The organism is Desulfonatronovibrio magnus (assembly GCF_000934755.1).
In the GTDB taxonomy this organism is placed as follows: Bacteria; Desulfobacterota; Desulfovibrionia; order Desulfovibrionales; family Desulfonatronovibrionaceae; genus Desulfonatronovibrio; species Desulfonatronovibrio magnus.
The window spans coordinates 1-26,174 of record NZ_KN882188.1 but is presented as its reverse complement, the minus strand read 5'-3'; the positions used below and the strand labels follow the sequence as shown (position 1 = coordinate 26,174).

The following is a 26,174-nucleotide window of genomic DNA, read 5'->3' as shown; positions in this document are numbered from 1 at the left end:
AGGCTATTTAATTCCAGGCGGCTGGAAGCCGCCTCCACCTTGAAGAACAGTCCCATATTTGGAAATTGGGACAGTCCCCGCGAGGTACTATAAAACAGATTGATGCTGCATTGGTTCCTGGAAGAAATTTGCTTTAATGATAAAATTTACACAGCGAGGGACAGTCCCTGTGCCAGGCGCAAAGTTCCCATCTTTGACGGAATTTTTCAGGCAAATGTGCATTAATCAAAGCAAAAATCGTCAAAACATGAAAATTATAACCATCTGATTTTATTGGCAAAACGATTGTAGTTACTTGTAAGCGGCTGGAGCCGCAAGAACTAAACGTCCCCAGGCTGGAGCCTGGGAACGAGGGGTACAAGTTACTCAAAGGTTCGCTCCCAATCCGACTGAGTGGGGAGCTTACAAGGTATGCATCAAAAAAACAAAAACGTATGCGTATCATTATACAATATAATATAACTTATTCATTGAAATTTTTGTTGCCATAGTGTTTCAAATATGATTAATTGAACATTAACTAATCCATCAAGATTAAGTTATTTTTTTAACAAACGGTTACTAAAACGTAACCGCTGGCATTTCTAACCAAGGAGGGAGGGTTATGAGCTTAACCAGACGCGATTTTGTTAAAATCTGCGGCGGGACCGTGGCTGGCCTGGGAATCTCCCAGATGATCCATCCGGGTCTTTTGATGGCCATGGAAAATGAGGCCAAAAAAGCACCTGTGATTTGGGTCCAGGGACAGGGCTGTACCGGATGTTCCGTCTCACTTCTTAATGCTGTCCACCCCAGTATTAAGAATGTTCTCTTGAACATTATCAGCTTGGAGTATCACCCCACTGTCATGGCAGCAAAAGGTGTACTGGCAATGGATCACCTTTTCGAGGTGGCTGACAAGTATGAGGGGAAATTTTTCCTGGCCATTGAAGGCTCAGTTCCTAAAGCTGCTGATGGAAAGTACTGTTACGTAGGTGAACGGGATGGTGAGCATATTACCATGCTGGAGATGACCAAGACTTTGGGCAGTAAATGCGCTGCTACTCTGTCTCTTGGTACATGTTCTGCCTACGGCGGTATTCCAGCTGCCTGGGGTAATTTAACTGATGCTGTTCCAGTGACTCAGATTTATCAGGAAAACAACATTAACAAGCCGGTAATCAATGTACCGGGCTGTCCACCCCATCCAGACTGGATGGTGGGAACCGTGGCCCATGTGCTGCTTTATGGTATTCCTGAACTTGACAATCATCTAAGGCCCAAGCTCTTTTTTGGCTCCAATATTCATGATAACTGTCCTTACAGAAGTTATTACGATCAGGGCGTCATGAGCAAGACCTTTACTGAAAAGAAAGCCTGCCGTTATGAAATCGGCTGCAAAGCACCCCACGTCAATGCCGACTGCTGGAAAAGACGCTGGAATAATGGCGTTAACTGGTGCGTGGAAAATGCAGTATGCATCGGTTGTGTAGAGCCCGGTTTCCCGGATATGATGTCACCATTTTATGAGGCAGTCTAATCGCCCTAACACCTTTTAAGGAGGTAATACAATGGCAGGAAAAAAGCCAGATCAAGCCCCTTCCATGGATTCAGGGGCCAGGAAAATAAAAGTTTCGGTTGATCCTCTGACCAGAATTGAAGGGCATCTTAAGGTTGAAGTGGAAGTCAAGGACGGAGTAGTTGTTGACGCACACTGTACCGGACCCATGTTCAGAGGTTTTGAAAACATTTTAATTGATCGTGATCCGAGAGACGCAACACAGCTGGTGCAGAGGATATGCGGTGTGTGCCCGACAGCTCATGCCACAGCAGCTGTGAGAGCTCTGGACGATGCTTTTAATGTTAAGGTCAATACAAATGGCCGTATCATGCGTAACCTGATTTTTGGAGCCAACTATCTGCAGTCTCATATTCTGCATTTTTATCATCTGGCAGCTCTGGATTACGTTAATGGTCCTGATGTAGCGCCATTTGTTCCCAGGTATGAAAATAATGATATCAGAGTCGATGCTGCCACTAACCAGGTGGGAGTGGATCAGTATCTTAAAGCGCTTGAGATCAGGCGCATCTGCCATGAAATGGTGGCCATGTTCGGAGGCAGAATGCCGCATGTTCAGGGCCTGGTTGCAGGCGGCACCACAGAGATACCCACTGTGGATAAAATTGTGGGCTTTTTGTGGAGGTTTAAGAAAGTATCTGAATTCATTGAAAATGAATATCTGCCTCTGGTTTACGCTCTTGGCGGGGTATACCCCGATCTTCTGGAAACAGGTAAGGGCTGCAAGAACATGATCTCCTTTGGAGTGTTCCCACTGGATGATGCTGAAAATACATTTCTGCACAAACCCGGGGTATACACCAACGGACAGGATTATCCATTAGATACAGATCAGATTCTGGAGTATGTCAAGTATTCATGGTTTGATGATGATACTACCGGCCTGCATCCCAGTGAAGGTAAAACTGTTCCTGATCCTTACAAGGAAGGAGCCTACAGTTTCATCAAAGCTCCAAGATACAATGATCTGCCTCACGAAGCAGGACCACTGGCCAGAATGTGGATCACCAATCCAGAACTGAGCCCGGCAGCGCAGGCAGCAGGATTTAACAAGATGCGCGACTTTGGTGACAAGGCCTTTTCAATCCTTGGAAGACATATTGCCAGAGCAGAAGAAGCGCTCATGGTGGCTAAGGCAGTTGAGCAATGGCTGGGTGAGGTAAAGCCTGGTGAAGAAACATATGTTCCCTCAGAGGTTCCTGCCGAGGGTGAAGGCATGGGACTTACTGAAGCACCTCGTGGCTCCTTGCTGCACTATATTAAAGTTGATGATCATTACATTGAAAATTATCAGGTTATTGCTGCCACAATCTGGAACGCAAGCCCCAGAGATGATAAAGGCATTAGAGGACCCATGGAAGAGGCCCTTATCGGAATTCCGGTTCCTGACCCAAGCAGTCCAGTTAATGTAGGGCGCATAGTTCGCGCCTTTGATCCGTGACTGGGTTGTGCTGTGCACGTGCTGCACGCTGAAACTGGTGAGGAACATGTAATTTCTGTTGAATAATCAGATAATTCAGCAATAGTTGACTGTACTTCAAAAGGCCGGTAAATCCGGCCTTTTGTTTTTTGGCAATCTATTTGTATTGTGGAGTTTTCATGAAAACATTACTGGTGATGGGCATAGGAAATATTCTGCTCCGGGATGAAGGGGTCGGGGTGTATTGCATGCAGACGCTGCAAAAGGAAGAATGGCCTGAAAATGTTTTTTTTGCCGATGGTGGAACCTTTACCCAGGATCTGTTTTATCTTTTTGAAAAGTATGACCACCTTCTGGTTCTGGATGCAGTGCGGGGAGGCAAGGAGCCTGGATCGATGTACAGGCTGGAGGAAAAGGATCTTGTTCACAACAAAAAGCAACAGGTTTCCCTGCATGATATTGATCTGCTTGATTCATTGAGAATGGCTGAGCTTTTGGGCAGCAAACCCACTTTGACAGTTATGGGGATTGAACCTCAGGAAATTGCCTGGGAGATGGGGATGACGCCGACGCTTGAAAAAGTATTCCCTGACTTTGTGGAGCTGACCAGGCGTGAAATACATAAAATTTTAAGTACATTTTGACAAATGACGCGGATGCTGGGTCTTTCAGTTTGACACTGCATTAGTTTCTGGCAGAAATCGCTTACAAGTAACTTCAAAAAAAACTGGACCCCGGATCAAGTCCGGGGTGACGGTTAAAGCAAACAATTACTCTTTGTCGTCATTCCGGCGAAAGCCGGAATCCAGGTTTTTTCTTGTTCCCAGACTCCAGACTGGGAGCTGTCTTTCTTTTTATAAATTGAACAGATACAGTTGTAGAAAAATATATGGATATTTTGCAGATTAATACTGAAAAAACATGGAGAGGAGGGGAGAGGCAGACCTTTTTTCTCATGAAAGGGTTGATGAAAGCAGGTTTGCATGTCAAGCTTCTTTGCCTTAAAGGCCGGCCCCTGGAGCAAATCTGTCTAAAGCATTCACTGCCTGTTATCTCAGTAAATGACCAAAAGCATGCTTTCAGGTACCTATTGAAATACGGAGGTAATTATGATCTGCTGCATGCGCAGACGGGCAAGGGACAGAGCCTAGCAATTATGGCCAAGCCTCTGCACAGATGCCCTGTGGTTTATACAAGAAGAGTTGATTTCAGGCCCTCCAATATCCTGTCCAAACTAAAGTACAGGTTTACCGATCAAGTGGTGGCCATATCACCGGCCATTAAAAATATTCTCTCCAATGTAATGCCTCTGGAAGACATTGCAGTTATTCCCAGCTGTATTGATACATCACGCGAATCTCTTGAACCTTCTGCCAAAGCATTGTCCGTCAGGGCCAAGCTTCCTGATTGCAAAATTTTTGGTACCATTGCGGCTCTTGTTCCTCATAAAGATCCGCTGACCATGGTCAAAGCTGTGGATAAGCTTTCAGGCATCTCTGACAAAAAATTTGTTTTTCTACACTTTGGTCAGGGTGAACTCGAGGCTGAGGTCAAAGAAGAAATCAACCGGAGAGGATTGGATGACATTTACCTGCTTATGGGTTTTGATGAGGAGGTGGAAAGATTTTATCCAATTATGGATGGATTTGTCATGAGCTCTCGGGAAGAAGGCCTCGGAAGCAGTGTTCTGGATGCCTTCAGGTATAAGGTGCCAGTTGCTGCTACAGATGCCGGGGGATTAAGGTTTCTGGTTACAACAAGAGGGTTGGTCAGTTCTGCTGAAAACCCGGAAAAGCTGGCGGAGAACATGAAATTTTTGTTGGAATCTTCACAAAAGGTGCAGGAGATGGTTGCCCGAGCACATGAGTATGTATTGCTCGAGCATGGGCTGGACAGTATGATCAATGATTATCTGAAGATTTATGAAAAAGTTCTGCGAATGCCCATTGATCATGACTGTCATAAGGGTAGTTGAATAGTAACTCACTCCTGAAATTATGTCATAAAAAAATCAAAGAAAGTTTAACCGGGGTAAACTTGGGGATTGCTCTTGGAGCAATTCAACCGGGCAGGACAAGTAGGTTCCCCGGCCAATGAGAAAACTTCTTTATTCTTTACGCCCTTTGCGTTAAAATTTCAACCCTGTCTTTTGAATATCTTCCAGCAGCAGCTCTCTGATCCTTCTGCTCACTGGTCCTGGACGGACATCATGGATGGGTTTGCCATTATATCTGACCACACTGACAGCATCTAAGGTGGTTCCAAGCAGGATCACCTCCCTGGCCTCGTATATTTCATCTTCCTGTATACCCCGAAAAATAAAAGAAACCTCGTTTTTAATGAGGTCAAGAGCTCGCATTAGGGTAGTGCCGGTCAGGGCGTTGCTCAGATCGGGCACAATTAATTTACCCGCCTGATTAACAATGACTGCATTTTCTATACTGCCTTCAGCAAGAAATCCGTTTTCATCAAAACAAAGGGCAAAGTCATAGCCTTTGTCTATGGCTTCTTTTTTCATCAGTACATTAGGCAGATAATTAACTGATTTCATCCGGGCCATGTAACTTTGCTTGGCCGGTTTGTCAGATTTGCAGGCGGTAACGCCCTTTTCCCAGAAGCTGGGGGGGAGGTGGTTGTATTTTCGGGCCACAAGATAAAGGCTGGCCTGAGGGCATTCTCTGTAGTCAATGGAAAATCCCCCAGGTCCACGACCAATAAATAAACTCAAATACCCATCATCATTGTCTGCTGCTGCGGCAAGTTCCACCACAAGTTCCTTTATTCTGGTAAACGGCACTGGAGGATCAATGAAAATGGCGCGGCAGTTCTTCTTCATTCTTTCCATATGGGCATCCAACTGATAAATCTTTCTGGTAATAAATTTAACAGTTTCAAATATGCCGTCTCCGCGGTGAATAAGATGATCATCTAAAGGTATAAGCATAAGTCTGGGATCTCGGCAGATCAAGCCCAGCCGATGATCATAAAAGGCGAAGATATTCTGCTCTCCGGGCCTTGGCAGGCTGATAAGCTTTTCCATGTATTCCTGGGTTGAGGCAATAGCAGTCACTTGGTGCTCCTTTATGGGACCCGCAATAAGTTTTTCTGCAAAAGCAGTTCAGAAATCTGCACAGCATTCAAGGCTGCTCCCTTGCGGATGTTATCAGCCACCACCCACATGTTCAGGCCATTGGCAATGGTTTCATCTTCTCGGATTCTGCCTACAAAGGTTTCATCCTCTCCTGCTGCGAACAGGGGCATGGGATAAATCTTTTCAGATGGATTATCCAGAACTTTTATGCCCGGGGCCTGGGTGAGAATGGCTCTGGCTTCCTGGGGGGTGATCTTCTTTTCAGTTTCTATATTCAGGGATTCACTGTGACCATAAAATACTGGTACGCGTACTGTGGTGGCAGTGACCTTAACATTATCGTCACCCATGATTTTTTTGGTCTCATTGACCATTTTCATTTCTTCTTTTGTATAGTCATTTTCCAGAAACATGTCGATGTGGGGGAGACAATTAAAGGCTATCTGATGTGGATAAACCTTTGACTCAACTTCCTGCATGCCAAACAAGGCCCTGACCTGAGATTCCAGCTCTTCTATGGCTTTTTGCCCGGATCCGGACACAGCCTGATATGTAGAAACTATGACCCTGACGATTTTGCCTGCATCGTGCAGAGGCTTAAGGACAACCACCATCTGAATGGTGGAACAGTTGGGATTGGCGATGATGCCCTGATGGTTGTTCAAAGCGTCAGGATTAACTTCAGGAACTATTAGAGGAACATTGTCATCCATACGCCAGGCGTTGGAGTTGTCTACCACAACACAGCCGGATCTGACTGCTATGGGTGCAAATTTTTCAGATGTGGCACCACCGGCAGAGAAGATGGCCAGATCAATGCCATCAAAAGACTGTTCTGTCAGTTCCTGAACAAGAAGTTCCTGGTCATTGAAAGGTACTTTAGACCCGGCTGAACGTGAAGAAGCCAAAGGGATAATTTTTTGTGCAGGAAAATTGCGATGAGCTAAAGTTTTAAGCATTTCACGGCCTACTGCACCTGTAGCACCGACTACGGCAACAACTGGTTGTCTGGTCATTATTAAAACTCCTTTAGTTATTTACTCTTGAAACCCTGTCATAAAAAACAAGGAAATGTTATCAGTTAATAGTTATCAGTTAATAGTTAATTGTTGAAGAACAAGAGCCTGAATTCTGTGCCTTACCCTGATAACAATTAACAATTAACAGATAACTGGTTGGTGGGCTAAGCCCGCATCAGGGTAAGGCAATACGTTATGACTGAGTCAGGCTTTTGACAATCTCTAAACAGGTGTCAGCCTTATTAAGGGTGTAAAGATGAATTCCCGGGGCTCCACGATCCAGCAGTTCACGAATCTGGGCTATGGCATGCTCAGTGCCAACCTTCCTGACCTGGGCTGGACCGCCTTCTTCATGGGCCTGTTCCAGAGACTCCATGAATCCTTCAGGCAGTGTAGCTCCGCTTAAGTTTATGCTTTTTTTAATGACCCCAAGGCTTGTAACAGGTAGAATTCCTGGAATAATGGGCTTTTCAATGCCTCTAACCTTAGCCATTTCAACAAACTTGAAATACAGATCATTATCAAAAAAGAGCTGGGTAATGGCAAACTGGCTGCCTGTATCTAACTTCAACCTGAGAAAATAAATATCTGTTTCCAAATCAGGCGCTTCCACATGGCCCTCCGGATAGGCTGCAACTCCAACTCCCATGCCTGGATATCGTTTTTTGATGTATTTCACGAGGTCATAAGCAAAATGAAAGTCTTCGTTGTCAGGTACATATTTAGTCTGGCCTTGTGGCGGGTCACCGCGCAGGGCAAGAACATTCTGCACACCGGCCTGATTGAGCCGGTCCAGAAAGTCGGATATTCTTTGCTTAGAAGCGCTGACACAAGTCAGGTGCGCCATAGGTTCAAGACCATAGTCCTGTTTGAGCCTGGTAACTATCTCCAGAGTATAGTCCTGAGTGCTTCCTCCAGCACCATAGGTGACTGAAACAAATAGAGGATCAACCTGCTTGAGTTCTGCTACCTGTTCAAAAAAACCAGGCCAGGCAGATTTTTCTCTTGGAGGAAAAAACTCTAAAGAAAAAAAAGGTTTGTTTTGGGCAATCAATTGATGAATTTTCAATTCAGAACTCCTGATTTGAGTTGGTGATGATTAGGCTTGTTAAAGTCTAAAGTCTGAAGACCAAGGTCCAAGGTCCAAGGTCTACAGTCCAAAGTCTAAAGTCTCAGGTCCAAGGTTAAATTTCTTCAGCCTTCCCCCTTCCGCTAAGCTACAACATCCGCAATCTGGAAAATGGGCAGATACATGCTGATGACCAGTCCACCCACAACCACTCCCAAAAAAACGATCATAATAGGTTCCAGCAAAGAGGTCAAAGTATCTACAGCAACATCCACTTCGTCATCATAAAAATCGGCAATTTTCCCAAGCATTGTATCTAAGGCACCTGTGGTTTCACCAATGGAAATCATATGTATGACCATGGGTGGAAAAATGGCAGTCTCGCCGAGTGGTTCGGCCAGGGTCTGGCCTTCAGCAATGCTCTTTTTAGCTTCCTGAACTGCAATTTCCACAGTTTTATTGCCTGATGTGCGCGATACAATATCCAGAGCGCTCAGGATGGGAACGCCTGAAGATATCATGGTACTCAGGGTGCGGCTGAATCTGGCCACTGCCACTTTGCGCAGCAAGGGCCCAAAAACTGGCAAAAAAAGAACCCAGTTGTCCACCAGAATTTTTCCTTTTTCCCAGCGATAGAATAACTTAAAGGCGATAAAAAACAAAATCAGGCTGGCGATGATATACATAAAATTTTCAGTGGTAAATCGGCTCAGGTTGATTACAATCTGGGTGGGAGCGGGCAGGGCACCGCCAAAATCTGCAAACATCTGCTCAAAGGTCGGAATGACAAAGATGAGGATAATGGCAATGACCGCCACGGCAACGGTAATAATTACGCCCGGATAAATAAGGGCACTTTTTACCTTGGCTTTGAGTTTGGCTGCCTTTTCAATATACTTGGCCAGACGGTCGAGAACAACATCAAGTACACCACCAGTCTCTCCAGCGTCCACCATGTTTGTGTACAAATCATCAAAAACGTCACGGTGTTTGCTCATGGCATCATAAAGAGAGTTACCTCCCTCAATATCATTTTTGATTTCGTAGAGCTTGCGCCGCAGTTTGTTATTTTCTGTCTGCTCACACATTACCTGCAGAGATTGCAGAATAGGTACGCCCGAATTGATCATAGTGGCAAACTGTCTGCTGAAGACGACCATATCCCTGGAAGTGACTCCGCCTTCAAGAAAAGTTCCCTCAAGTATATCCTTGGGTTTGGGTTTGACTTTTATGTCCGACAATCCCTTGCGCTTCAGGGCATTTTCAGCCATGTCCAGGCTGGGAGCATCCAGATCGCCCTTGATCTTTCTGCCTGTTCTGCTTTTGGCTTTGTAGATAAATATTGGCATGGTTTACTGTGTAGCCTTGAATATGGCTTAAGTATGGGTCAGGTTGTGGTTCTCAGCACTTCCTGAATGTTGGTTATACCCTGGGCGGCCTTCATCAGCCCGCTTCGACGCATGGTGATCATTCCTTCTTCCAGCGCTTTTTTCTTTAAAGTTGCTTCTCTTGCTCCACCCAGAATCAGATCCTGGATGGCCGGAGTCACTGTGAGCACTTCGTACAGCCCGGTTCTGCCTTTGTATCCAGTCTGGCTGCATTCATGGCATCCACCATTGGTGTATATGCTGGACTGGCCAATTTCTTCTCTGGTAAAGCCCATTTCCAGAAGTTTGTCCTGGTCGGTATCGTCAGGTGTCTTGCAGGCAGGACAAAGTCTGCGCACCAGACGCTGGGCCATGATGACGTTGACTGATGAAGCTACCAGAAAATCTTCAACACCCATATTGATCAGTCTGGTCAGCGTGGAAGCTGCGTCATTGGTATGGAGTGTTGAAAGAACTAAGTGTCCGGTCAGAGCTGCCTTGATGCCGATCTCCGCTGTTTCAAGATCGCGCATTTCTCCCACAAGGATAATGTCCGGATCCTGACGTAGAAATGAGCGCAGCGCTGCAGCAAAAGTAAGGCCGAGCTCTTCATGAACCTGGACCTGATTAACTCCCTTGAGGCTGAATTCCACTGGATCTTCAGCTGTGGAAATATTTACGCCTTCCCGGTTGAGTTCCATAATGGCGGAGTACAGGGATGTGGTTTTCCCTGATCCTGTGGGGCCGGTAACCAGCACCATCCCATAAGGCTTCTTTATGGCAGCCTCAAAAGCGAGAAAAGACTGCTCTTCAAGACCGAGCCTGACCATATCAACCTGCAGGGCAGACTTATCTAGAAGTCGCATGACCACTTTTTCTCCAAACAAAGTGGGCAGAATGGAGACACGAAATTCCATTTCACTGCCTGATGGGGTGCGTACCTTAATGCGACCGTCCTGGGGAAGCCGTTTTTCTGCTATGTTGAGGTGGGCCATGATTTTCAGCCTGGAAGTGATGGCATTCTTCATGGCAATGGGCGGCCGCATGACTTCCTTGAGCATGCCGTCCAGACGCATTCGAACTCGGAAATCTTTTTCATAAGGTTCAATATGTATGTCTGAGGCCCGCTTGTTAATAGCTTCCATTATTATGAGGTTGACCATTTTGACCACAGGTACCTGAGAAGCAGCCTCGAGAGTGGAGGTTTCATCGCGATCATTTGAATCCTGACAGACAGCAATCTCAGAGGCAGCCATATCTGCCATAAGTTCGTCAAGATTTTCACCGCAGCTGTCGGATATTTTCTCAAGCGCCTTGTTGATGGAAGACCTGGTTGCAAGGTGTACCACGGGTTCCATACCGGTCATGAATCGAATATCGTCCAATGCTGTTATGTTGCGGGGGTCAACAAAGGCCAGGAAAAGGTGCTTGTCATGCACATGAAATGGAACAGTCTGGTACTTGGTCCATTTACCCTTATCCACCAGGTTTAGTACCTGTTCAGGCACATTCAGGGCTGAAGGGTCCACTACCGGCAGGTTGAGATGTTCAGCGCTGAAGTCCCGGTAATCTTCGGGGCTGATTATGCCAAGAGAAAGCGCAGCTCTGGCAAAGTCTTTTCTGATTCTGGTCTGTTCGGCCTGGATGACCTTGATTTGTTGTTCATCAAGCCCGGCCCGTTTGACCAGTTTCTGGGTAATGGAGTTTTCCAGCATGGGATTTTAGTTATCAGTTATCATAGTTTTTGTGATTCAAGATTTGAAATATTTTTTTCCAGTTTTTCCAGGTCTGTCATTATGAATTCAATTTTTTCAATAAGGCTCTGGTATTCTATGCTCAATGCCTTAAATTTTTCAGCCTGCTGATAAGTTTCAGGCAAGGCCATAATTGTTTCCAATTCTTCCTGTCTGCCCAGATATTTTTCCAGACGGGCCTCCTGCCGGGTATATTCATTTTTCAGAGGCATGAGCTGATTATAAATCTTATTTCTATGTTCTGCCTCGCGTCTGCGTTTTTCCTTAGCGGATTCAGCGCTTTTTTTATATTCACAGGCTGCAGACGGCTGATCCCGAAGATCTTCATCTGATGGGTCCATGATACGGCTTTCATAGTAGCTATCAAACCCTACTCCATGCTGGACAATATGGCAACTGTCTAATGACCAGACCTCTGCAGCGACGCTGGAAAGCAGAAATCTGTCATGGGCGATCATAAAAACAGCTCCAGGAAAATCTTTTAAGGCCGCTATGAGGGCTTCTCTGCTCTCCATATCCAAATGGTTGGTTGGTTCGTCAAGCATAAGAAGGTTGGCTTTGGTCAGAAACAGGGAAGCCAGTATAAGTCTTGATTTTTCTCCACCACTAAGGCTTGCGGTCTTACGGTTCCAAAAGGTCTCGTCCAGCATGAACAAACCCAGCACAGAACGTATTTCTTCTTCAGTAGGATTTTCCAGAGCAAGGCGTCTGATTTCAGTGAGAACAGTGTTCTCAAGGCACAAGGTATCAGTCTGATGCTGGGTAAAATAGGCAGGAAATGTGTTGCGTCCCAAGTGAATCTGCCCCTGTTCCGGTTTTAAATGCCCCAGAATAAGTTTAAACAGGGTGGACTTCCCAGAGCCATTGGGACCCATAAGGGCAATTTTCTGGCCATGGAAAAGTTGAAAGTTCAAATCATGAAAAATATTGGGCTTGCCTGGGTGAGTGAAGTGCAAATCAGCACAGGTGATGGCTACCTTGCTGGCCTTTCTGGGTTTGGGCCAGGTAAAACTGAGGCTGCGGCCTTTATTTTCAGCTGAGAAGTCCCGCATCTTTGCAGAAAGTTTTTCTGCCTGTGCCAGCCTGGCCTGTGCCTGTCTGGCTTTTGTTGCCTTGTAGCGAAAACGTTCAACAAAGCTGTGCAGATGATTAATTTGCTGAGATAGTTTCTGTCTTTCTTTGTCCTTGAGCATTTCGCGCTGTTCATGCCACTTGATGAACTGGGTGTAGTTCCCGGGTCGAAAGTAGGGCCTGTCATAGCCCATATGCAGTATATGGCTGGCAATTTTATCTATGAAAACCCGGTCATGGGCTACCAGAACAAGCATTCCGGAAAAGTTGATGAGATAGTCCTCGAGCCAGACTACAGCCTCAAGATCAAGATGATTCGTAGGCTCATCCAGAATTAGAATGTCAGCACCCTGCAGGAGTACCTTGGATAGCTTGGCCCTTTCACGCCATCCTCCTGATAAAAGCCGCAGGGGTGCAGTAAAGGATTTTTCCTCAAATCCAAGTCCAGATAGAATTTTTTCAGCCTGGTATTCAGGATTATAGCCATACTGCTCTTCCATGTCAGCCTGAACTTTGGACAGTCTGGACAGTTCTTCGTTATCATTGTCAGAGATGGCATTTTGCCATTTTTTCCAGAAATCCCCCCAGTCGGGGAGAACGCTCAGGATATACTCAAGAAGTGTGGAATCAAGCTCTGTTTCAAGGATGTCCTGAGCCACATATCCGATTCTTGCACCCTGGGGTATGGAAATATTGCCGGAGTCAGGCTGGATAAGTCCGGCAATCATTTTTAACAGAGTACTTTTGCCGCATCCATTGGGGCCGGTTATAGTCAAGCGGTTACCGGGATTGACTTCAAAGGTCAGGTCCTTAAACAGCTCTTCACCGCTGTAGCTTTTTGATATATTGTTGATGGATATTTTCATAATTCATGTAACCAGAAAATCAGGTGCCTGGCATTTGTTCCCAGGCTGGAGCCTTAAAACGAGGGAATTACCTGCAGGCTTCACTTATCAAGGCAGTTCCTCACAAGTTCAGTCCCGGTCCCCACGGGTGAGGAGCTTACAAGTGACTTCAAAAAAACTGGACCCCGGATCCGTCATCCCGGACTCGATCCGGGACCGGGGTGACGGTTAAAGCAAGCAATTACTCTTTATCGTCATTCCGGCGAAAGCCGGAATCCAGGCTTTTCCTTGTTCCCAGGCTGGAGCCTGGGAACACCTCTTTTTTTGTGGCTTAAACCACATTCCAAAGAAGCGGCTGGAGCCGCAAGAGCAAAACGTCCCCAGGCTGGAGCCTGGGAACGAGGGGTTCAAGTTACTCACAGGTTCAGTCCCGGGCCGCCCGGGTGAGGAGCTTCTAAATGACTTCAATTTTAATGCAAATATTTCAAAATGTTACTGTACTGCAAACATGTCATTTTTCATAAAATTGATCTCCCTCAGTTCCAGTCCGCCAGGATAACAACAGATACTTTTAGTCCAGCAGTGAATGAAAAGCAAGACATGGACAAATTATCCAACGGGAATTTTTGTAATTGTTTTTTTTAAAACATCAAGGTAGCTTTACTTTTTTAGCAGTGCAGTTCCTTAAATAAGGCTGAAGGCTGAAGGCTGAAGGCTGAAGGCTGAAGGAAGAGGGAAGAGAGCTGAAGAACTTGGATTTTGGACCTTGCTGGTCTTGTCAGTGACTAATTTTTTTTACAGGATTGGAGTGGTAAGTTACTAAATTAAGCGTATAAGAGGAAGGATTTAACCTATGATACCAGAAGACCTTTTGTATACCAGTTCGCATGAATGGGTAAAGCAGGAAGAGGGTTTAATTGTCACCGGTTTAACTGACTTTGCTCAACAGCAGCTTGGAGACATTACCTTTGTGGAGTTGCCTGAGATTGGAGTAATGCTTGAACAGGGGCAGGAGATGAGTGTTGTTGAGTCGGTCAAGGCTGCCAGTGAAATATATGCACCAGTGTCAGGTGAAGTGGTGGAGGTCAATGATGGTTTAGAAAATGCTCCGGAGATGATTAACGAGGACCCCTTTGGCAAGGGATGGATCGTTAAGATCAAACCGGCCGGGGATATTGACCATCTTCTGAGCCCCAAACAATATTCAGAACTTACAGCAGACGGTTAAGCTCATGCCTTATATCCCATATACCAGGCAGCAACAGCAAATTATGCTTGAGACCATAGGTCTAAGAAGCATGGATGAGCTGTTTCAGGATATTCCCAGCCCCTTGCGTTCTCCGGAATTTGATGTTCCCCGGGGCAAATCCGAAATGCAGACAGTAGAACATCTCAGACACCTTGCTTCCCTTAACAGTACCGGTTTAAAAAGTTTTCTCGGTGCCGGGTTTTATGATCATTACATTCCGGCAGCTGTTAGTGCCCTGGTAAACCGATCAGAGTTTTATACTGCCTATACTCCTTACCAGGCAGAAGCCTCTCAGGGCAGTCTGCAGGCTCTCTTTGAATATCAAAGCACCATGTGCAGATTGATGGATATGGATTATGCCAATGCATCCGTCTATGACGGCGGAACCGCAATCTATGAGGCCATGATGATGGCTGTTCGTCAGACAAAGCGCAGGAAAATAATCATATCCGAAGACATCAATCCCATTTACCAGAGCATGCTCAAGTGCTATACAAAGAATTTGCATCTTGAGCTTATAGTTGTTGCACAAAAAGATGGTCTTCCAGACCTGGAAACCCTGCAGGGTGCGCTGGATGACTCATGCGCAGCCTTAGTTGTGCAGAATCCAAATTTTTTCGGTTACATACTGGATTATTCTGATTTATTTTCAGCAGCAAGGGACAATGGGGTTGTCTCCATCATTTCTGTTTATCCCATAATGCAAAGTGTTCTCAAGACACCCGGTGAGATGAAGGCGGACATTGCCGTGGCAGAAGGTCAGTCTCTTGGGCTGCCATTAAGCTTTGGCGGGCCGTATCTCGGAATAATGACCTGTATCAGAAAGCTCATCAGGCAGATGCCCGGAAGAGTTGTAGGGCGCACTCAAGATGTAAAGGGCAGGGAAGGATATGTCCTGACCCTGCAGGCAAGAGAGCAGCATATAAGAAGGGAAAAAGCCACTTCCAATATTTGCTCCAACCAGAGCCTCTGCGCGCTCCAGGCACTTGCCTACGTCTGCCTCACAGGTCCGGACGGCATGCGCAGCATAGCTGCCAAAGGAATGGAGCTGGCCAGATATGCAGCTTCAAGGCTTTGTTCCATACAGGGTGTGGAAATGCTTAATCAGGCTTTTTATGGCAATGAGCTGGCTATTAAACTTCCCATGAATGCATATGACCTTTTGAGTCGAATGATTCCCCAGGGCTTTGTGCCCGGTTTTCCTCTTGGCAGGTACTATCCGGGAATGGAAGACTGCCTGCTTATGGCTTTCACGGAAAAGAACAGTCAGCAGGATATCGGCATGCTCACAGAACTAATGAGAGGGATCATTGAAGGATAGGTAAAAGATGAAGACAATTTTTGCCCATACAGTTGAAGGTCGGGTCAGTCCGCATACCTGTGAGTGCGGATCACAGCCGGAACAGATGCTGCCTGCAGAGCTTTGCCGGTCCGGGCAGCCTGATCTGCCCAGGTTAAGCGAGCTGGATGTGGTCAGACATTTCACTAAGCTTTCCAGGAGAAATTTTGGTGTAGATGCCAATTTTTATCCACTTGGTTCCTGTACCATGAAGTATAACCCCAAGTTTACTGAGCAGGTCGCGGCTTTGCAGGGTTTTACAGAGCTGCATCCCCTTCTGCCCCAGTTGCGTGGGGCAGGGCTCTACACCCAAGGCGCTCTGCAGGTTATCTATGAGCTGGAGGAACTATTGTGCGCCATTACCGGAATGGATGCTTATACTCTGCAGCCCATGGCCGGTGCTCACGGTGAATTGACCGGGGCCATGCTCATGGCAGCATATCACAGCAAAAAAGGGAATGACAAAACCCAGATTATTGTCCCGGATTCAGCCCATGGGACCAATCCTTCTTCAGCGGCCATTGCGGGTTTTGATGTGGTGACCATTAAATCCAGGGACGGCATAATCGACCCTGAAGCATTGAGCAAAGTGGTCAATGACAGAACTGCGGGCATTATGATGACTTGCCCCAATACTCTGGGCCTTTTTGAGACACACTTAAGTGAAATTGTAGAGATGATTCATTCCGTGGATGGTCTTTTATATTATGATGGTGCAAATTTAAACGCCATCCTGGGGAAAATGCTTCCAGGCAAGGCAGGTTTTGACGTGGTCCATCTTAACCTTCATAAGACTTTTGCTGCGCCACACGGCAGTGGAGGACCTGGTTCAGGCCCGGTGGGGGTAAACTCAAAGCTGGAGCCATTCCTGCCGGTTTCCAGAGTGGTGCGTCTTGAAGATGGTCAGTTTTTTCTTAACTATGACTACCCGGACACCATTGGCTATATCGCACCTTTTTATGGCAATTTCGGGGTTATGCTTAAGGCATACGCCTATATCCTGCGCCTTGGCAGGGAGGGTCTGCTCAGGGTGTCTGAAAACGCTGTTCTGTCTGCAAATTACCTCAGAAAAAGGTTAGAAAGCCATTTGCATATTCCCCATAACAGGATCTGCATGCATGAATTTGTGGCCTCAGCTGTAAAGCAGGCCAGAAAAGGAGTGCGTGCGGTTGATATTGCCAAGGCCCTGCTGGACAAAGGTCACTATGCGCCCACAGTTTATTTTCCACTTATTGTTCAGGAATGTCTCATGGTGGAGCCTACAGAAACTGAAAGCCTGGAAACTCTGGATCAATTTGTTGATGATCTGATCGATATATTGTCCAGGGTGGAGTCTGACCCTGAGTCAGTGAAACAGGCTCCCAGGTTCACTCCGGTGGAACGGCTGGATGAGGTGCTGGCGGCAAGGTCCATGCAATTGTGCGGATAATTTGAAGACCAAGGTCTGAAGTCTAATGTTTTAACTGTTACGCATAAAGGTAATAAAATGCACTATGATCTGATTGTTGTGGGCGGAGGTCCAGGCGGTTACCACGGGGCTCTTTGTGCTGCAGAAAACGGACTCAAAACAGCCCTTGTGGAAGGCCATGAACTCGGTGGCACCTGCCTGAACAGGGGGTGCATACCCACAAAGTTTCTGCTTGGAGCTACAGATACTATAATAGAGCTTGAAAGCCAGAAAAGATTAAGGCTGGCCAGGGGCGAGGCTGTTGTTGATTTAGACCGTCTGCAAGCCAGAAAAACCAGTATTATCAGCTCTACACGTAAACAAATGCAGGCCAGGCTTGAAAAATCGGGTGTTGATGTATTCAAGTGTCAGGGCAGTCTGGGAAAGAATGGAAGTTTGCTGGCAGGCAAAGAACATCTTGGCTTTGATCATTTGATTCTGGCTACGGGTTCCCGCTCTGGTTTTCCTGAGGATCTGAAACCGGATCATGATAAGATTATGACCTCCACGGATGTCTTAGAAATGAGAGAGGCTCCAAAAACTCTGGCTGTAGTAGGGGCTGGCGCTGTTGGGTTGGAACTTGCTCAAATCTTCAGCCGGTTCGGTTCCAGAATTACCCTGATTGAAGCTATGAACCGGATTGCTCCCTTAGAGGATGAACAGGTTTCCAGTGAGTTGTCCAAATACTTTAAGCGTGAAAAGTGGATTGTCAGGACCGGGGTCAAAGTTTTGAAAATTCTGAGCCAGGGAAAAGTACTGAAGATTCAATTGGACAGCAATGAAAGCGTTGAAGCCGAAAAGTGTCTTCTGGCCCTGGGCAGGCTGCCCAACAGTGAGGGCATAAATCTTGAGGAAAGTGGGGCCCAGACGTTCGGGCCCGGATGGATCAGAACTGATAAGTATCTTCAGGCTGCTGAAAAAATATATGCTGTAGGCGATGTCAACGGGCGGTCCATGTATGCCCATGCAGCAACTCATCAGGCTGAGTACGTTGTGAAACGTATACTTGGAAAGATTAATGATCCTTACATTGTCAATTCTGTGCCCACCTGCCTCTACGGTGGCATGGAAGTCATCAGAACAGGTCTGACGCAGAGAGATTTAATGCTCAAAGATGGCAGCTTCAGTGTTTCAGCCGCACAACTGGCGGCCAATCCTATTGCTCAGAGTCATGGGCGTATTCAGGGATTTATAAAAGTTTTCTGGTCCAGGGACAGGGTAGTGGGTATTACCGGAACTGGTCATGGACTTTCCGGCCTGGTGACCTTGGCTCAAGTCATAACTGATCAGCAATGGACGAGAGAGGAAGTTAAAAAATATATTTTTGCTCACCCAACTATTGATGAAGCTTTGCAGGAAGCTTTGCTGGCACCACTGGTGGAGCACAGTCAATAACCTGTAAGCGCTTCGAACCGATTCACGCACTTAATTGCGCCTTGACTATCAGTTTATCTCAGGTTATTTTTCTTGTTTACTTTTTTGCACTGCACATTTTAAGTACAGCAGCGGCAAGTTTTTCGGTATTTTTTGCTTTGTAGCATTTTAGCCTCATTTTTAAGAAAGCAGGACAAAGGCACCCCTGGCCCCACTTGAGTATCAAACACTGTTATAACACAGCAGCGACACATTATTAAGCTGGAAGGGGACTGGCTCTTTTGCCGCCTTTAAAGTGGAGCCTGCATCCTGCAGGCTATTTAATTCCAGGCAGCTGGAAGCCGCCTCCACATTGAAGAACAGTCACTTTTCTGGAAGTTGGGATAGTCTTCAAAAAGTGGCTGGAGCCACAAAAAAGAGGTGTAATAGCCTTAGCGCGTTAGAGATTGCCGCGCTCGAAGACTCGCTCGCAATGACACCTGAGGTGTCAGGGTTGTTGTTGCTGAAAACCTGTCACCCACGAGGGTGCCTAAGCGACCAAAGCAATCTGTATGGTAAATTAATAATGCTCTGAATTTATTACTAATTTGGTTTTAGTTACTTAGAAGAAGGAGAAATCGCCATGAAAAGAACATATCAACCCAGCAGGGTTAAACGCAAACGCTCCCACGGATTTCGCGTTCGCATGCGGACCAAGAGTGGTCGTGCAGTCATTAATCGCAGAAGGGCCAAGGGTAGAAAAAGATTGTCCGTCTAACATATGGCAGGCATTTACGCATAACTAAGCGGCCCCTTTATCTGGAATGTTACTCAAGGGGCCGTCGTTATTTAACGGATAATTTTATTGTTTTTATCCAGAATAATAACCTTGGGCACTTTCGCTCAGGCATAGCTGTACCCAAAAAAATCGGACCGGCAGTTCTGCGCAACAGGATAAAGCGTCTCGTAAAAGAATGTTTCAGGTTGCACCAGCATGAAGTAATTGCAGGAGCTGATATAGTTGTAGTCTGCAAAAAAAAGCCAGGATTAGACAGACTTAATCAGCACATTGTCAATAGAGATATTTTGGGTTTGTTAGAGAAAACAGGCTTTATTCAACCAGGCAGCCCTGACGTTCTGGTAACGGACTTATCAGGATGAGACGCTTACAAATCATAAATTAAATATATGCAGCGGCGTCAGTTCCCGGCTTTCTCTGACATGGCTGAACTGATACCAGGTTTTTATGCGATATATTATTATCATCTTCATCAAGCTATATCAAAAAGTCTTGTCCCCGCTTATTCCAGGGGCCTGTCGTTTTTATCCTTCCTGTTCACATTACGCTGTGGAAGCTTTTCATATGCACGGTGCTGCCAAGGGTACTTTATTGACAGTGTACCGACTTCTTCGCTGCAATCCCCTGTGCAGGCCGGGGGTTGATCCAGTTCCGCAACACTTTTCCCTGAACTTTTTTCCCTGGTCAATGTCTAAGGGTACCCGGGCTGGACAAGTGATAAGTCCCACGGTGAATGCTGAAAATTGCCTGTGCCCATCTAAATCATTTCGTAGGAGCCAGAAAGCATAATGGAAATTCATAGAGTCCTTATTGCGGTAGTTCTTTCTCTTGTAGTCTTAGTAATCTGGAATGTCCTTTTTCCACCAGCCCCGCCACAACAAAGGGCCCCTGAATCTCAGGAACAAGTGCAGGAAATGCCGTCAACAGCAGATGAGTATCGTCCTGACAGCGCTGCACCTCAAGACTTTGTACCACCGGAGTTCCCTGAGTTTGAGGCTATTGAGGGCAAACAGATTACTGTGCAGACCCCTCTTTTTGAAGCTACTTTCAATAGCTCAGGCGGAGTACTGGAACATTTTGTACTCAGACAGTTCAGGCAGTCCATTGAACCGGATGCTCCCTATATAGACCTTATCACTCCGAGATCTCTCATGAGAGGGCCAATGGGTGTTTCCTGGAATCGGGTTCCTACATGGATTGAAGGCGAGTGGACCTTTGATGGAGAAGATCTTTTCCTGGGTGATTCTGACGAAAAGTCCCTGACCTTTACAGGTCGTATTGGCGGCGTAAACATTATCAGAACATACACTTTTCGTGGTGATTCCTATGAAATCCAGGAAGAACTGGAGATTGTTAACTCCACTGAAGCACAGGTTGCTGGTGAAATCAGTAATATTCTGGCCACCCCGGCATTCAGCGGTGACAGATACAACCCTACTCGTGTGGCCTACTTTGATCAAAGTGGTCTAAGCCATGAAAAGGACAAACAGCTGCGGGAGGGATTTGTTCACCAGAATGGCTTGAAGTGGAGCGCTATAGGCAACCATTACTTTCTGCTGGCTTTTGTTCCCCACAATGACCGCGAAACTGTTCTGCGCGCTGAACTGGAAAATGAAATATACCGTATCGCTGTTTCAGAAACTCTTTATATTGAACCGGGTATGGTCAGATCCATGGCTAATACCTACTATATAGGTCCTAAAGACAGGGACTATTTAATTGATGCTCCAGCAGAGCTGCACAGGGCTATATATTATGGCTGGTTTAATGTAATCGCCAAGCCTCTGATCATCTCATTGAATTTCTTTCACAGTCACACCGGCAACTATGGCGTAGCTATCCTGCTTTTGACTCTGGTCATTAAGATCATTTTCTGGCCCCTGGCGCAGAAAAGCTACAAGTCCATGAATCAGCTGAAAAAGCTTCAGCCCATGATGGCCAAGATTCGTGAGAAATACAAAGATGACCGGCAAAAAATGAATGAAGAGATGATGCGCCTTTACAAGACTTACAAGGTCAACCCGGCCGGGGGCTGTCTGCCTATTCTGGTTCAGATACCCGTGTTCATTGCCCTGTACCAGGGCCTGATGGGTGCAGTGGAGCTCAGGCATGCCACATTTATCGAATATCTGCCCTTTACGGATATTGTCTGGCTGGCTGACCTGTCGGCCAGGGATCCCTTTTACATTACCCCGCTGGTAATGGGTGCCACAATGTTTTTGCAGCAGAAAATGGCACCGCCTCCGGGCGATCCTCTGCAGGCCAAGATTATGCTGTTTCTGCCTCTGGTGTTTATTTTCATATTCATCACATTTCCCTCAGGGCTTGTTCTTTACTGGTTAGCCAACAACGTATTGTCCATCGGTCAGCAATGGTGGGTGCTCAGAAGTGCCGGCAACAAGCCACTGGTTAAGGCTGATGGTAAAGATGAGCCGGAAGAAGTGAAAGAGGTAAAGGAAGTGGAGAAAAGTAAACCTACCAAACCATCAGGTTCTGCAAAACAGGGCAAGAAAAGAAAAAGAAAGTAGTATTGTGAATGTATGGCTCTGAAAGGGCTTACTTCTTTTCAACCAAGGGGACTTTCATTATATAATAATGAGTGTTGCCCCCAAAAATGTTCTTTGAAATTATAGCTGTTCAGACAAATTCAACCTGTTTTCCAGACTGACGCAAATGCCGGAGTGGCATTTGACCTGATTGAGGAAGCGCTTTGCACGCATTGCCCGAGTCGGGCCTGACCGCGCGACCACAGAGACAGGACTGGGAAAACAGGCCATTATCTTGCAGCTATTCACTTCAGATAATATGGATTCACCAACTGCCTGATCCTTTACTGCTGGTATTAGATTAATTCATGCCAAAAGAGGTTGAGCGGCTTAAGAATATCGACTTCAAAAGATCCATTAGACAGTGGTCAGAAAAGTATTCCTTGCTTTATAGGAACTGGGTTTTAGCACGGATATATGGGAATCAAAAAACGCTTATCTCTGCATCAGCATGGGGTCAGCATTGCAGGTTATCCGGATACTAAGCTGGAAATGTACTATTAAGCTGGTTTTGACCATCCAGCCATTGCTTTTAACTTCAATCAGTGAATCCAGAATCCGTTGTGAATAGTTGCTCATCAATTATTTTTAAGGAGTAACAATGGAAGACTATGTTGAATTTTCAGGCAAGGATGTTGATGATGCTATTGCCATAGCCTGCAAACATTATGGTATTGATCGGGACAAGCTGGAAATTGAAATTGTCAGTGGAGGTTCTTCCGGTATTTTCGGGCTTGTTGGTGTAAAAAAGGCCCGGATCATGGCAAGAAAGAGAGGAGGATCATTACCAGCCGAGACAGATTCCAAGCTGAAGGCCTCCCAATTGCGTAAGGATGAAACTAAGGATCAGCCAGCCGAGGCAAAAAATAAAAAATCTGAAAAAACAATCAAGGAACGGCCCCCAAAAGAATTTGCAAAAAAACCAAAAGCAGCCAATAAAGATAATAAGAAACACCCGGTTCAAAAGGCTGGATCTGAACAGGTAAAAGCAGAGCCTGAAGTTTCTGCTCCAACAGAAGTAAAGGAAAGCACTAAACAGAATCATCATAAGCCTGCAGCAGAACCCCAGTCAGAAAAGGCTGTTCTTAACCAGGAGCCTCGGGAAGAGAGTACGGAAAAACAGGCAGGCGATCCTGCATTGAGGGACTATATACAGGGGCTTATGAACAATCTTATTGGTCCTTTATCTCCGGAGGCTGAAATTACAATTGATGACTCTGTGAAGCCCATCAGTGTTATCATAAAGGACGAAAATACATCTGAACTGTTCATTGGACGCGATGGACAGACTTTAAGCGCAATACAGTATATTGCCAACAGGATCATAGCCAAAAACTGGCCGGGTGCGGCCAGGGTGCAGCTTGATACAGAAGATTTTCTGGAAAAACAGACTGAAAAGCTGCAGAAAAACGCACATCTGCTGGCCCAGAAAGCCAAAAAAATCGGCAAAACCATGAGCACCAGGCCACTTAGCTCATATCATCGCAGAATAGTGCATATGGCTCTGCAAAGTGACAAGAAAATCCGCACTAAAAGTAAAGGTGACGGCCCCATGAAAAGAGTGCTTATCATGCCCCGAAACAAACGGCGAAAACCACCACAAGAGTAAGATTTCAGGGCAGGAGATTCATTTTCTCCTGCCCTTTTTTTGTTGCTGGTTTATTGCTGGAGATTTCAAGGATGAAGGTTTCAAGGCTGAAGGCTGAAGGTGGAAGGTTTTGGATATTGGTTGATTATTCCATGTGCTTGATGTGTTTTTGATCGATTTATCTGTGATTAGTTGTTAGCCCCTCACCAGGGTGGCCCGGGACCGAACATGCGAGTAACTTACACCCCTCGTTCCCAGGCTCCAGCCTGGGGACGTTTAGTTCTTGCGGCTCCAGCCGCTTCTTCAAAAAGTGGCTGGAGCCTGGGAACAAGAGTAAATATACTGAAATATGTAAGCATTTGATTTTATTTCCAATATGGTTTTAGTTGCTTGTAAGCTCCTCACCTGGGCGGACCAGGACAGAACCTGTGAGTAACTTTAAGAGCCTGTCACTTTTCTGGAAATTGGGACAGTCCCTGCGAGGTACTATAAAAAAGATTGATGCTGCATTGGTTCCTGGAAAAATTTGCTTAAATGATAAAATTTACACAGCGAGGGACAGTCCCTGTGCCAGGCTCAAAGTTCCCATCTTTGACGGAACTTTTCTGGCAAATGTGCATCAATCATAAGCAAAAATCGTAAAAATATGAAAATTATAACCATCTGATTTTATTGGCAATACGATTCCAGTTACTTAGAAGCTAACAGGAAAATCCAGCTACCAGCTACCAGCTACCAGCTAAACAATCTTTCTCATGACAGGCTTTCAAGAGCAAGTCGCTAATATGATAGATAATCATGATACCATAACTGCTATCGCAACTCCCATAGGCACAGGTTCCGTGGGTATAGTCAGGATCAGCGGCAGCATGAGCCTGACCATTGCCGCTAAGCTGCACTGGAAAGGTCGCACCAGCTTCAAACCCTATCATCTGACCCATGCCTGGATCAAAGACAGTGCAGGTCACGTTTTGGATGAAGTACTCATGTGTTATATGCCTGGCCCAGGATCATACACCGGGGAGGATGTAATCGAGATAAACTGCCATGGCAACCCAGCCATCCTGGAGGCAGTGCTGGAAGCAGCAGTCTATGCAGGTGCCCGGCAGGCAGAACCTGGAGAGTTTACCAAGCGGGCTTTTCTCAATGGCAAAATGGATCTTACAGAGGCAGAAGCAGTTCTGGAATTGATCAACGCTCCTACAAGGACCGGGGTTTACTTTGCAGGGCAGAAGCTTCAGGGGGGGCTTGGCCGTAAAATTGCGAATCTCAGACAGACGCTGGAAGAACTTAGAAAAGAATTATGTCTGACAGTTGACTTTCCAGAAGAAGAGCTTGAGTGTATTTCTCCAGGCAGTTTAATCGACAGGGTCAGGAAGTGCATTGATGAGATCAATATCCTGATGAAGGATTATGAACAGAACAGGATCTGGTCCGAGGGAGTGACTGTTGCGCTGGCTGGCTGCGTTAATGCTGGTAAGTCCAGCCTGATGAACGCTGTTCTTGGCAGGGAAAGGGCCATAGTTACTGATGTGCCCGGCACCACCAGAGATTACATTGAGGAAATGATTAATGTCCAGGGATTGCCTGTTAAGCTGGTAGATACTGCAGGGTTTCGTGATACAGATGACATGGTCGAGCTCAAAGGCCTTGAAAAAGGCAGGGAAATAGCCGATTCAGCAGGAATTGTCATGTTTATTGTTGATTCTGTAACCCAGATTTGTCAGCAAGGCTTGGAATTTCTTAAAAGAATGGACAAAAAAAAGATCATCATTGCCTTGAACAAATGGGATCTTGTTCAGAACACGCAAAACTATCTGAGTGATCACCTGGAGTCATATCCTGTAGTTGTTAAAGTATCTGCCAAAACAGGACATGGCCTGGATGAACTTATTCAGTCCATCAGGAAAATGGCCCTCAAGGGGCAGATGATTGCTCCTGAAGGAAAGCTTGTACCTAATTTGAGACAAATGGTCTGTCTGAACAAAGCGGTTCATGAACTTGATCTTCTTGTGCAGGACACTGAGGCTCAACTTCCTTTTGACCTTTTGTCTGTGAGACTGGATTATGCATGTTCTGCATTGGATGAAATAACAGGGCGCATTACCCCGGATGAGGTGCTTAATTCAATTTTTGATAATTTTTGTATCGGAAAATAAGTAATATAATAAAAAGTTTGATTAAATATGAAAAAAATTACCATTGATGCACATCGAATACAGAGTATGTCCAAGGACAAGTTTGATCCTGAATTATTGTACGTGGAGTGTTACAAATGCGGCAGACCTCTGCTATGGGAGCACGGCACTACTACTTACCTTCTGGAAAACGCGGGTATAAGTGATCTTGGCACTGAATGGCTGCTTCTTTCCAGTGGCTGCCCTTTGTGTAGTCCGGGGCAGCATGAGTTTACTCTGACTCTTGCCAAACCATCAACCAATGCCCAAAATTCAAACAGCAACTATTTGCGTGATAATTAATTTTTTGTAATAATTTAGAGTTTTCTGGACTTTTCAAACAGAAGGCTGAAGAATTCAAATTTTGGGCCTTATTGGTCTTACAAGTAACTACAAATGTATATGTAATAAATTCAGAGCATTATGGTTTTACCTTACAGATTGCTTCGGTCGCTTAGGCTCACTTGTGGGTGACAGGTTTT

General features: G+C 45.8%; 21 protein-coding genes. 15 read left to right on the top strand and 6 right to left on the bottom strand.

What is annotated here, in order from left to right; translation table 11 throughout:
* Positions 1–604 precede the first annotated feature (604 nt).
* From hysB to LZ23_RS21105, 4 genes are all read left to right on the top strand, one after another.
* Positions 605–1,519, top strand: a complete 915-nt coding sequence (hysB, locus tag LZ23_RS21120; protein WP_045217446.1) for a NiFeSe hydrogenase small subunit — start codon at positions 605–607, stop codon at positions 1,517–1,519.
* Between the two features lie 31 nt (positions 1,520–1,550).
* Positions 1,551–3,065 carry a NiFeSe hydrogenase large subunit HysA gene (hysA, locus tag LZ23_RS21115; protein WP_084591180.1) on the top strand — a complete coding sequence of 505 codons (1,515 nt, stop codon included), beginning with the start codon at positions 1,551–1,553 and terminating at the stop codon, positions 3,063–3,065.
* A 92-nt stretch (positions 3,066–3,157) separates the two neighbouring features.
* The gene (gene hysD / locus LZ23_RS21110; protein ID WP_045217443.1) at positions 3,158–3,622 is read left to right on the top strand and encodes a NiFeSe hydrogenase maturation protease; all 465 of its coding nucleotides are present in this window, start codon (positions 3,158–3,160) and stop codon (positions 3,620–3,622) included.
* Between the two features lie 245 nt (positions 3,623–3,867).
* Positions 3,868–4,953, top strand: a complete 1,086-nt coding sequence (locus LZ23_RS21105) for a glycosyltransferase family 4 protein (protein ID WP_045217441.1) — start codon at positions 3,868–3,870, stop codon at positions 4,951–4,953.
* Positions 4,954–5,106: 153 nt separating this feature from the next.
* Here LZ23_RS21105 and LZ23_RS21100 read toward each other — a convergent pair whose 3' ends face one another.
* The 6 genes from LZ23_RS21100 to LZ23_RS21075 form a co-directional block, all read right to left on the bottom strand.
* Entirely contained in the window at positions 5,107–6,048 is a 942-nt protein-coding gene (locus LZ23_RS21100) for an aminotransferase class IV (protein ID WP_157493407.1), read from the bottom strand.
* Positions 6,049–6,059: 11 nt separating this feature from the next.
* Positions 6,060–7,085, bottom strand: coding sequence for an aspartate-semialdehyde dehydrogenase (locus LZ23_RS21095; RefSeq protein ID WP_045217439.1), 1,026 nt, complete (start codon positions 7,083–7,085; stop codon positions 6,060–6,062).
* A 196-nt stretch (positions 7,086–7,281) separates the two neighbouring features.
* Complete coding sequence (gene metF, locus LZ23_RS21090; protein WP_045217437.1) at positions 7,282–8,157, bottom strand: methylenetetrahydrofolate reductase [NAD(P)H]; 876 nt, start codon at positions 8,155–8,157, stop codon at positions 7,282–7,284.
* A gap of 143 nt (positions 8,158–8,300) precedes the next feature.
* Positions 8,301–9,506, bottom strand: coding sequence for a type II secretion system F family protein (locus LZ23_RS21085; protein ID WP_045217435.1), 1,206 nt, complete (start codon positions 9,504–9,506; stop codon positions 8,301–8,303).
* Between the two features lie 38 nt (positions 9,507–9,544).
* Complete coding sequence (pilB, locus tag LZ23_RS21080) at positions 9,545–11,239, bottom strand: type IV-A pilus assembly ATPase PilB (RefSeq protein WP_045217433.1); 1,695 nt, start codon at positions 11,237–11,239, stop codon at positions 9,545–9,547.
* 20 nt (positions 11,240–11,259) lie between these two features.
* Positions 11,260–13,215: an ABC-F family ATP-binding cassette domain-containing protein gene (locus LZ23_RS21075; protein WP_084591179.1), complete on the bottom strand. Its 1,956-nt coding sequence runs from the start codon at positions 13,213–13,215 to the stop codon at positions 11,260–11,262.
* 832 nt (positions 13,216–14,047) lie between these two features.
* On the opposite strand from LZ23_RS21075, the gene gcvH reads away from it, so the two are divergent.
* The 11 genes from gcvH to LZ23_RS21025 all read left to right on the top strand — a co-directional run bounded on the left by gcvH (position 14,048) and on the right by LZ23_RS21025 (position 25,995).
* A complete protein-coding gene (gene gcvH / locus LZ23_RS21070) occupies positions 14,048–14,422 on the top strand; it encodes a glycine cleavage system protein GcvH (RefSeq protein ID WP_198146069.1) in 375 nt (124 codons plus the stop codon).
* A gap of 4 nt (positions 14,423–14,426) precedes the next feature.
* Entirely contained in the window at positions 14,427–15,764 is a 1,338-nt protein-coding gene (gcvPA, locus tag LZ23_RS21065; RefSeq protein ID WP_045217430.1) for an aminomethyl-transferring glycine dehydrogenase subunit GcvPA, read from the top strand.
* 7 nt (positions 15,765–15,771) lie between these two features.
* A complete protein-coding gene (gcvPB, locus tag LZ23_RS21060) occupies positions 15,772–17,211 on the top strand; it encodes an aminomethyl-transferring glycine dehydrogenase subunit GcvPB (protein WP_045217428.1) in 1,440 nt (479 codons plus the stop codon).
* A 57-nt stretch (positions 17,212–17,268) separates the two neighbouring features.
* Positions 17,269–18,624, top strand: coding sequence for a dihydrolipoyl dehydrogenase family protein (locus tag LZ23_RS21055; protein ID WP_045217427.1), 1,356 nt, complete (start codon positions 17,269–17,271; stop codon positions 18,622–18,624).
* Between the two features lie 601 nt (positions 18,625–19,225).
* Positions 19,226–19,360, top strand: a complete 135-nt coding sequence (rpmH, locus tag LZ23_RS23760) for a 50S ribosomal protein L34 (RefSeq protein WP_084591178.1) — start codon at positions 19,226–19,228, stop codon at positions 19,358–19,360.
* Positions 19,348–19,743, top strand: coding sequence for a ribonuclease P protein component (gene rnpA / locus LZ23_RS25625; protein ID WP_084591177.1), 396 nt, complete (start codon positions 19,348–19,350; stop codon positions 19,741–19,743). Before rpmH ends, rnpA begins: the two co-directional genes overlap by 13 nt.
* Before the next feature lie 85 nt (positions 19,744–19,828).
* The gene (yidD, locus tag LZ23_RS23750) at positions 19,829–20,170 is read left to right on the top strand and encodes a membrane protein insertion efficiency factor YidD (protein ID WP_084591176.1); all 342 of its coding nucleotides are present in this window, start codon (positions 19,829–19,831) and stop codon (positions 20,168–20,170) included.
* Positions 20,170–21,909 carry a membrane protein insertase YidC gene (yidC, locus tag LZ23_RS21045; protein WP_045217422.1) on the top strand — a complete coding sequence of 580 codons (1,740 nt, stop codon included), beginning with the start codon at positions 20,170–20,172 and terminating at the stop codon, positions 21,907–21,909. The genes yidD and yidC overlap by 1 nt, the downstream gene beginning before the upstream one ends.
* 619 nt (positions 21,910–22,528) lie before the next feature.
* The gene (locus LZ23_RS21040; protein WP_045217421.1) at positions 22,529–23,536 is read left to right on the top strand and encodes a Jag family protein; all 1,008 of its coding nucleotides are present in this window, start codon (positions 22,529–22,531) and stop codon (positions 23,534–23,536) included.
* A 764-nt stretch (positions 23,537–24,300) separates the two neighbouring features.
* A complete protein-coding gene (gene mnmE, locus LZ23_RS21030; protein WP_045217417.1) occupies positions 24,301–25,674 on the top strand; it encodes a tRNA uridine-5-carboxymethylaminomethyl(34) synthesis GTPase MnmE in 1,374 nt (457 codons plus the stop codon).
* Between the two features lie 27 nt (positions 25,675–25,701).
* The gene (locus tag LZ23_RS21025; protein WP_157493405.1) at positions 25,702–25,995 is read left to right on the top strand and encodes a hypothetical protein; all 294 of its coding nucleotides are present in this window, start codon (positions 25,702–25,704) and stop codon (positions 25,993–25,995) included.
* Positions 25,996–26,174 lie beyond the last annotated feature (179 nt).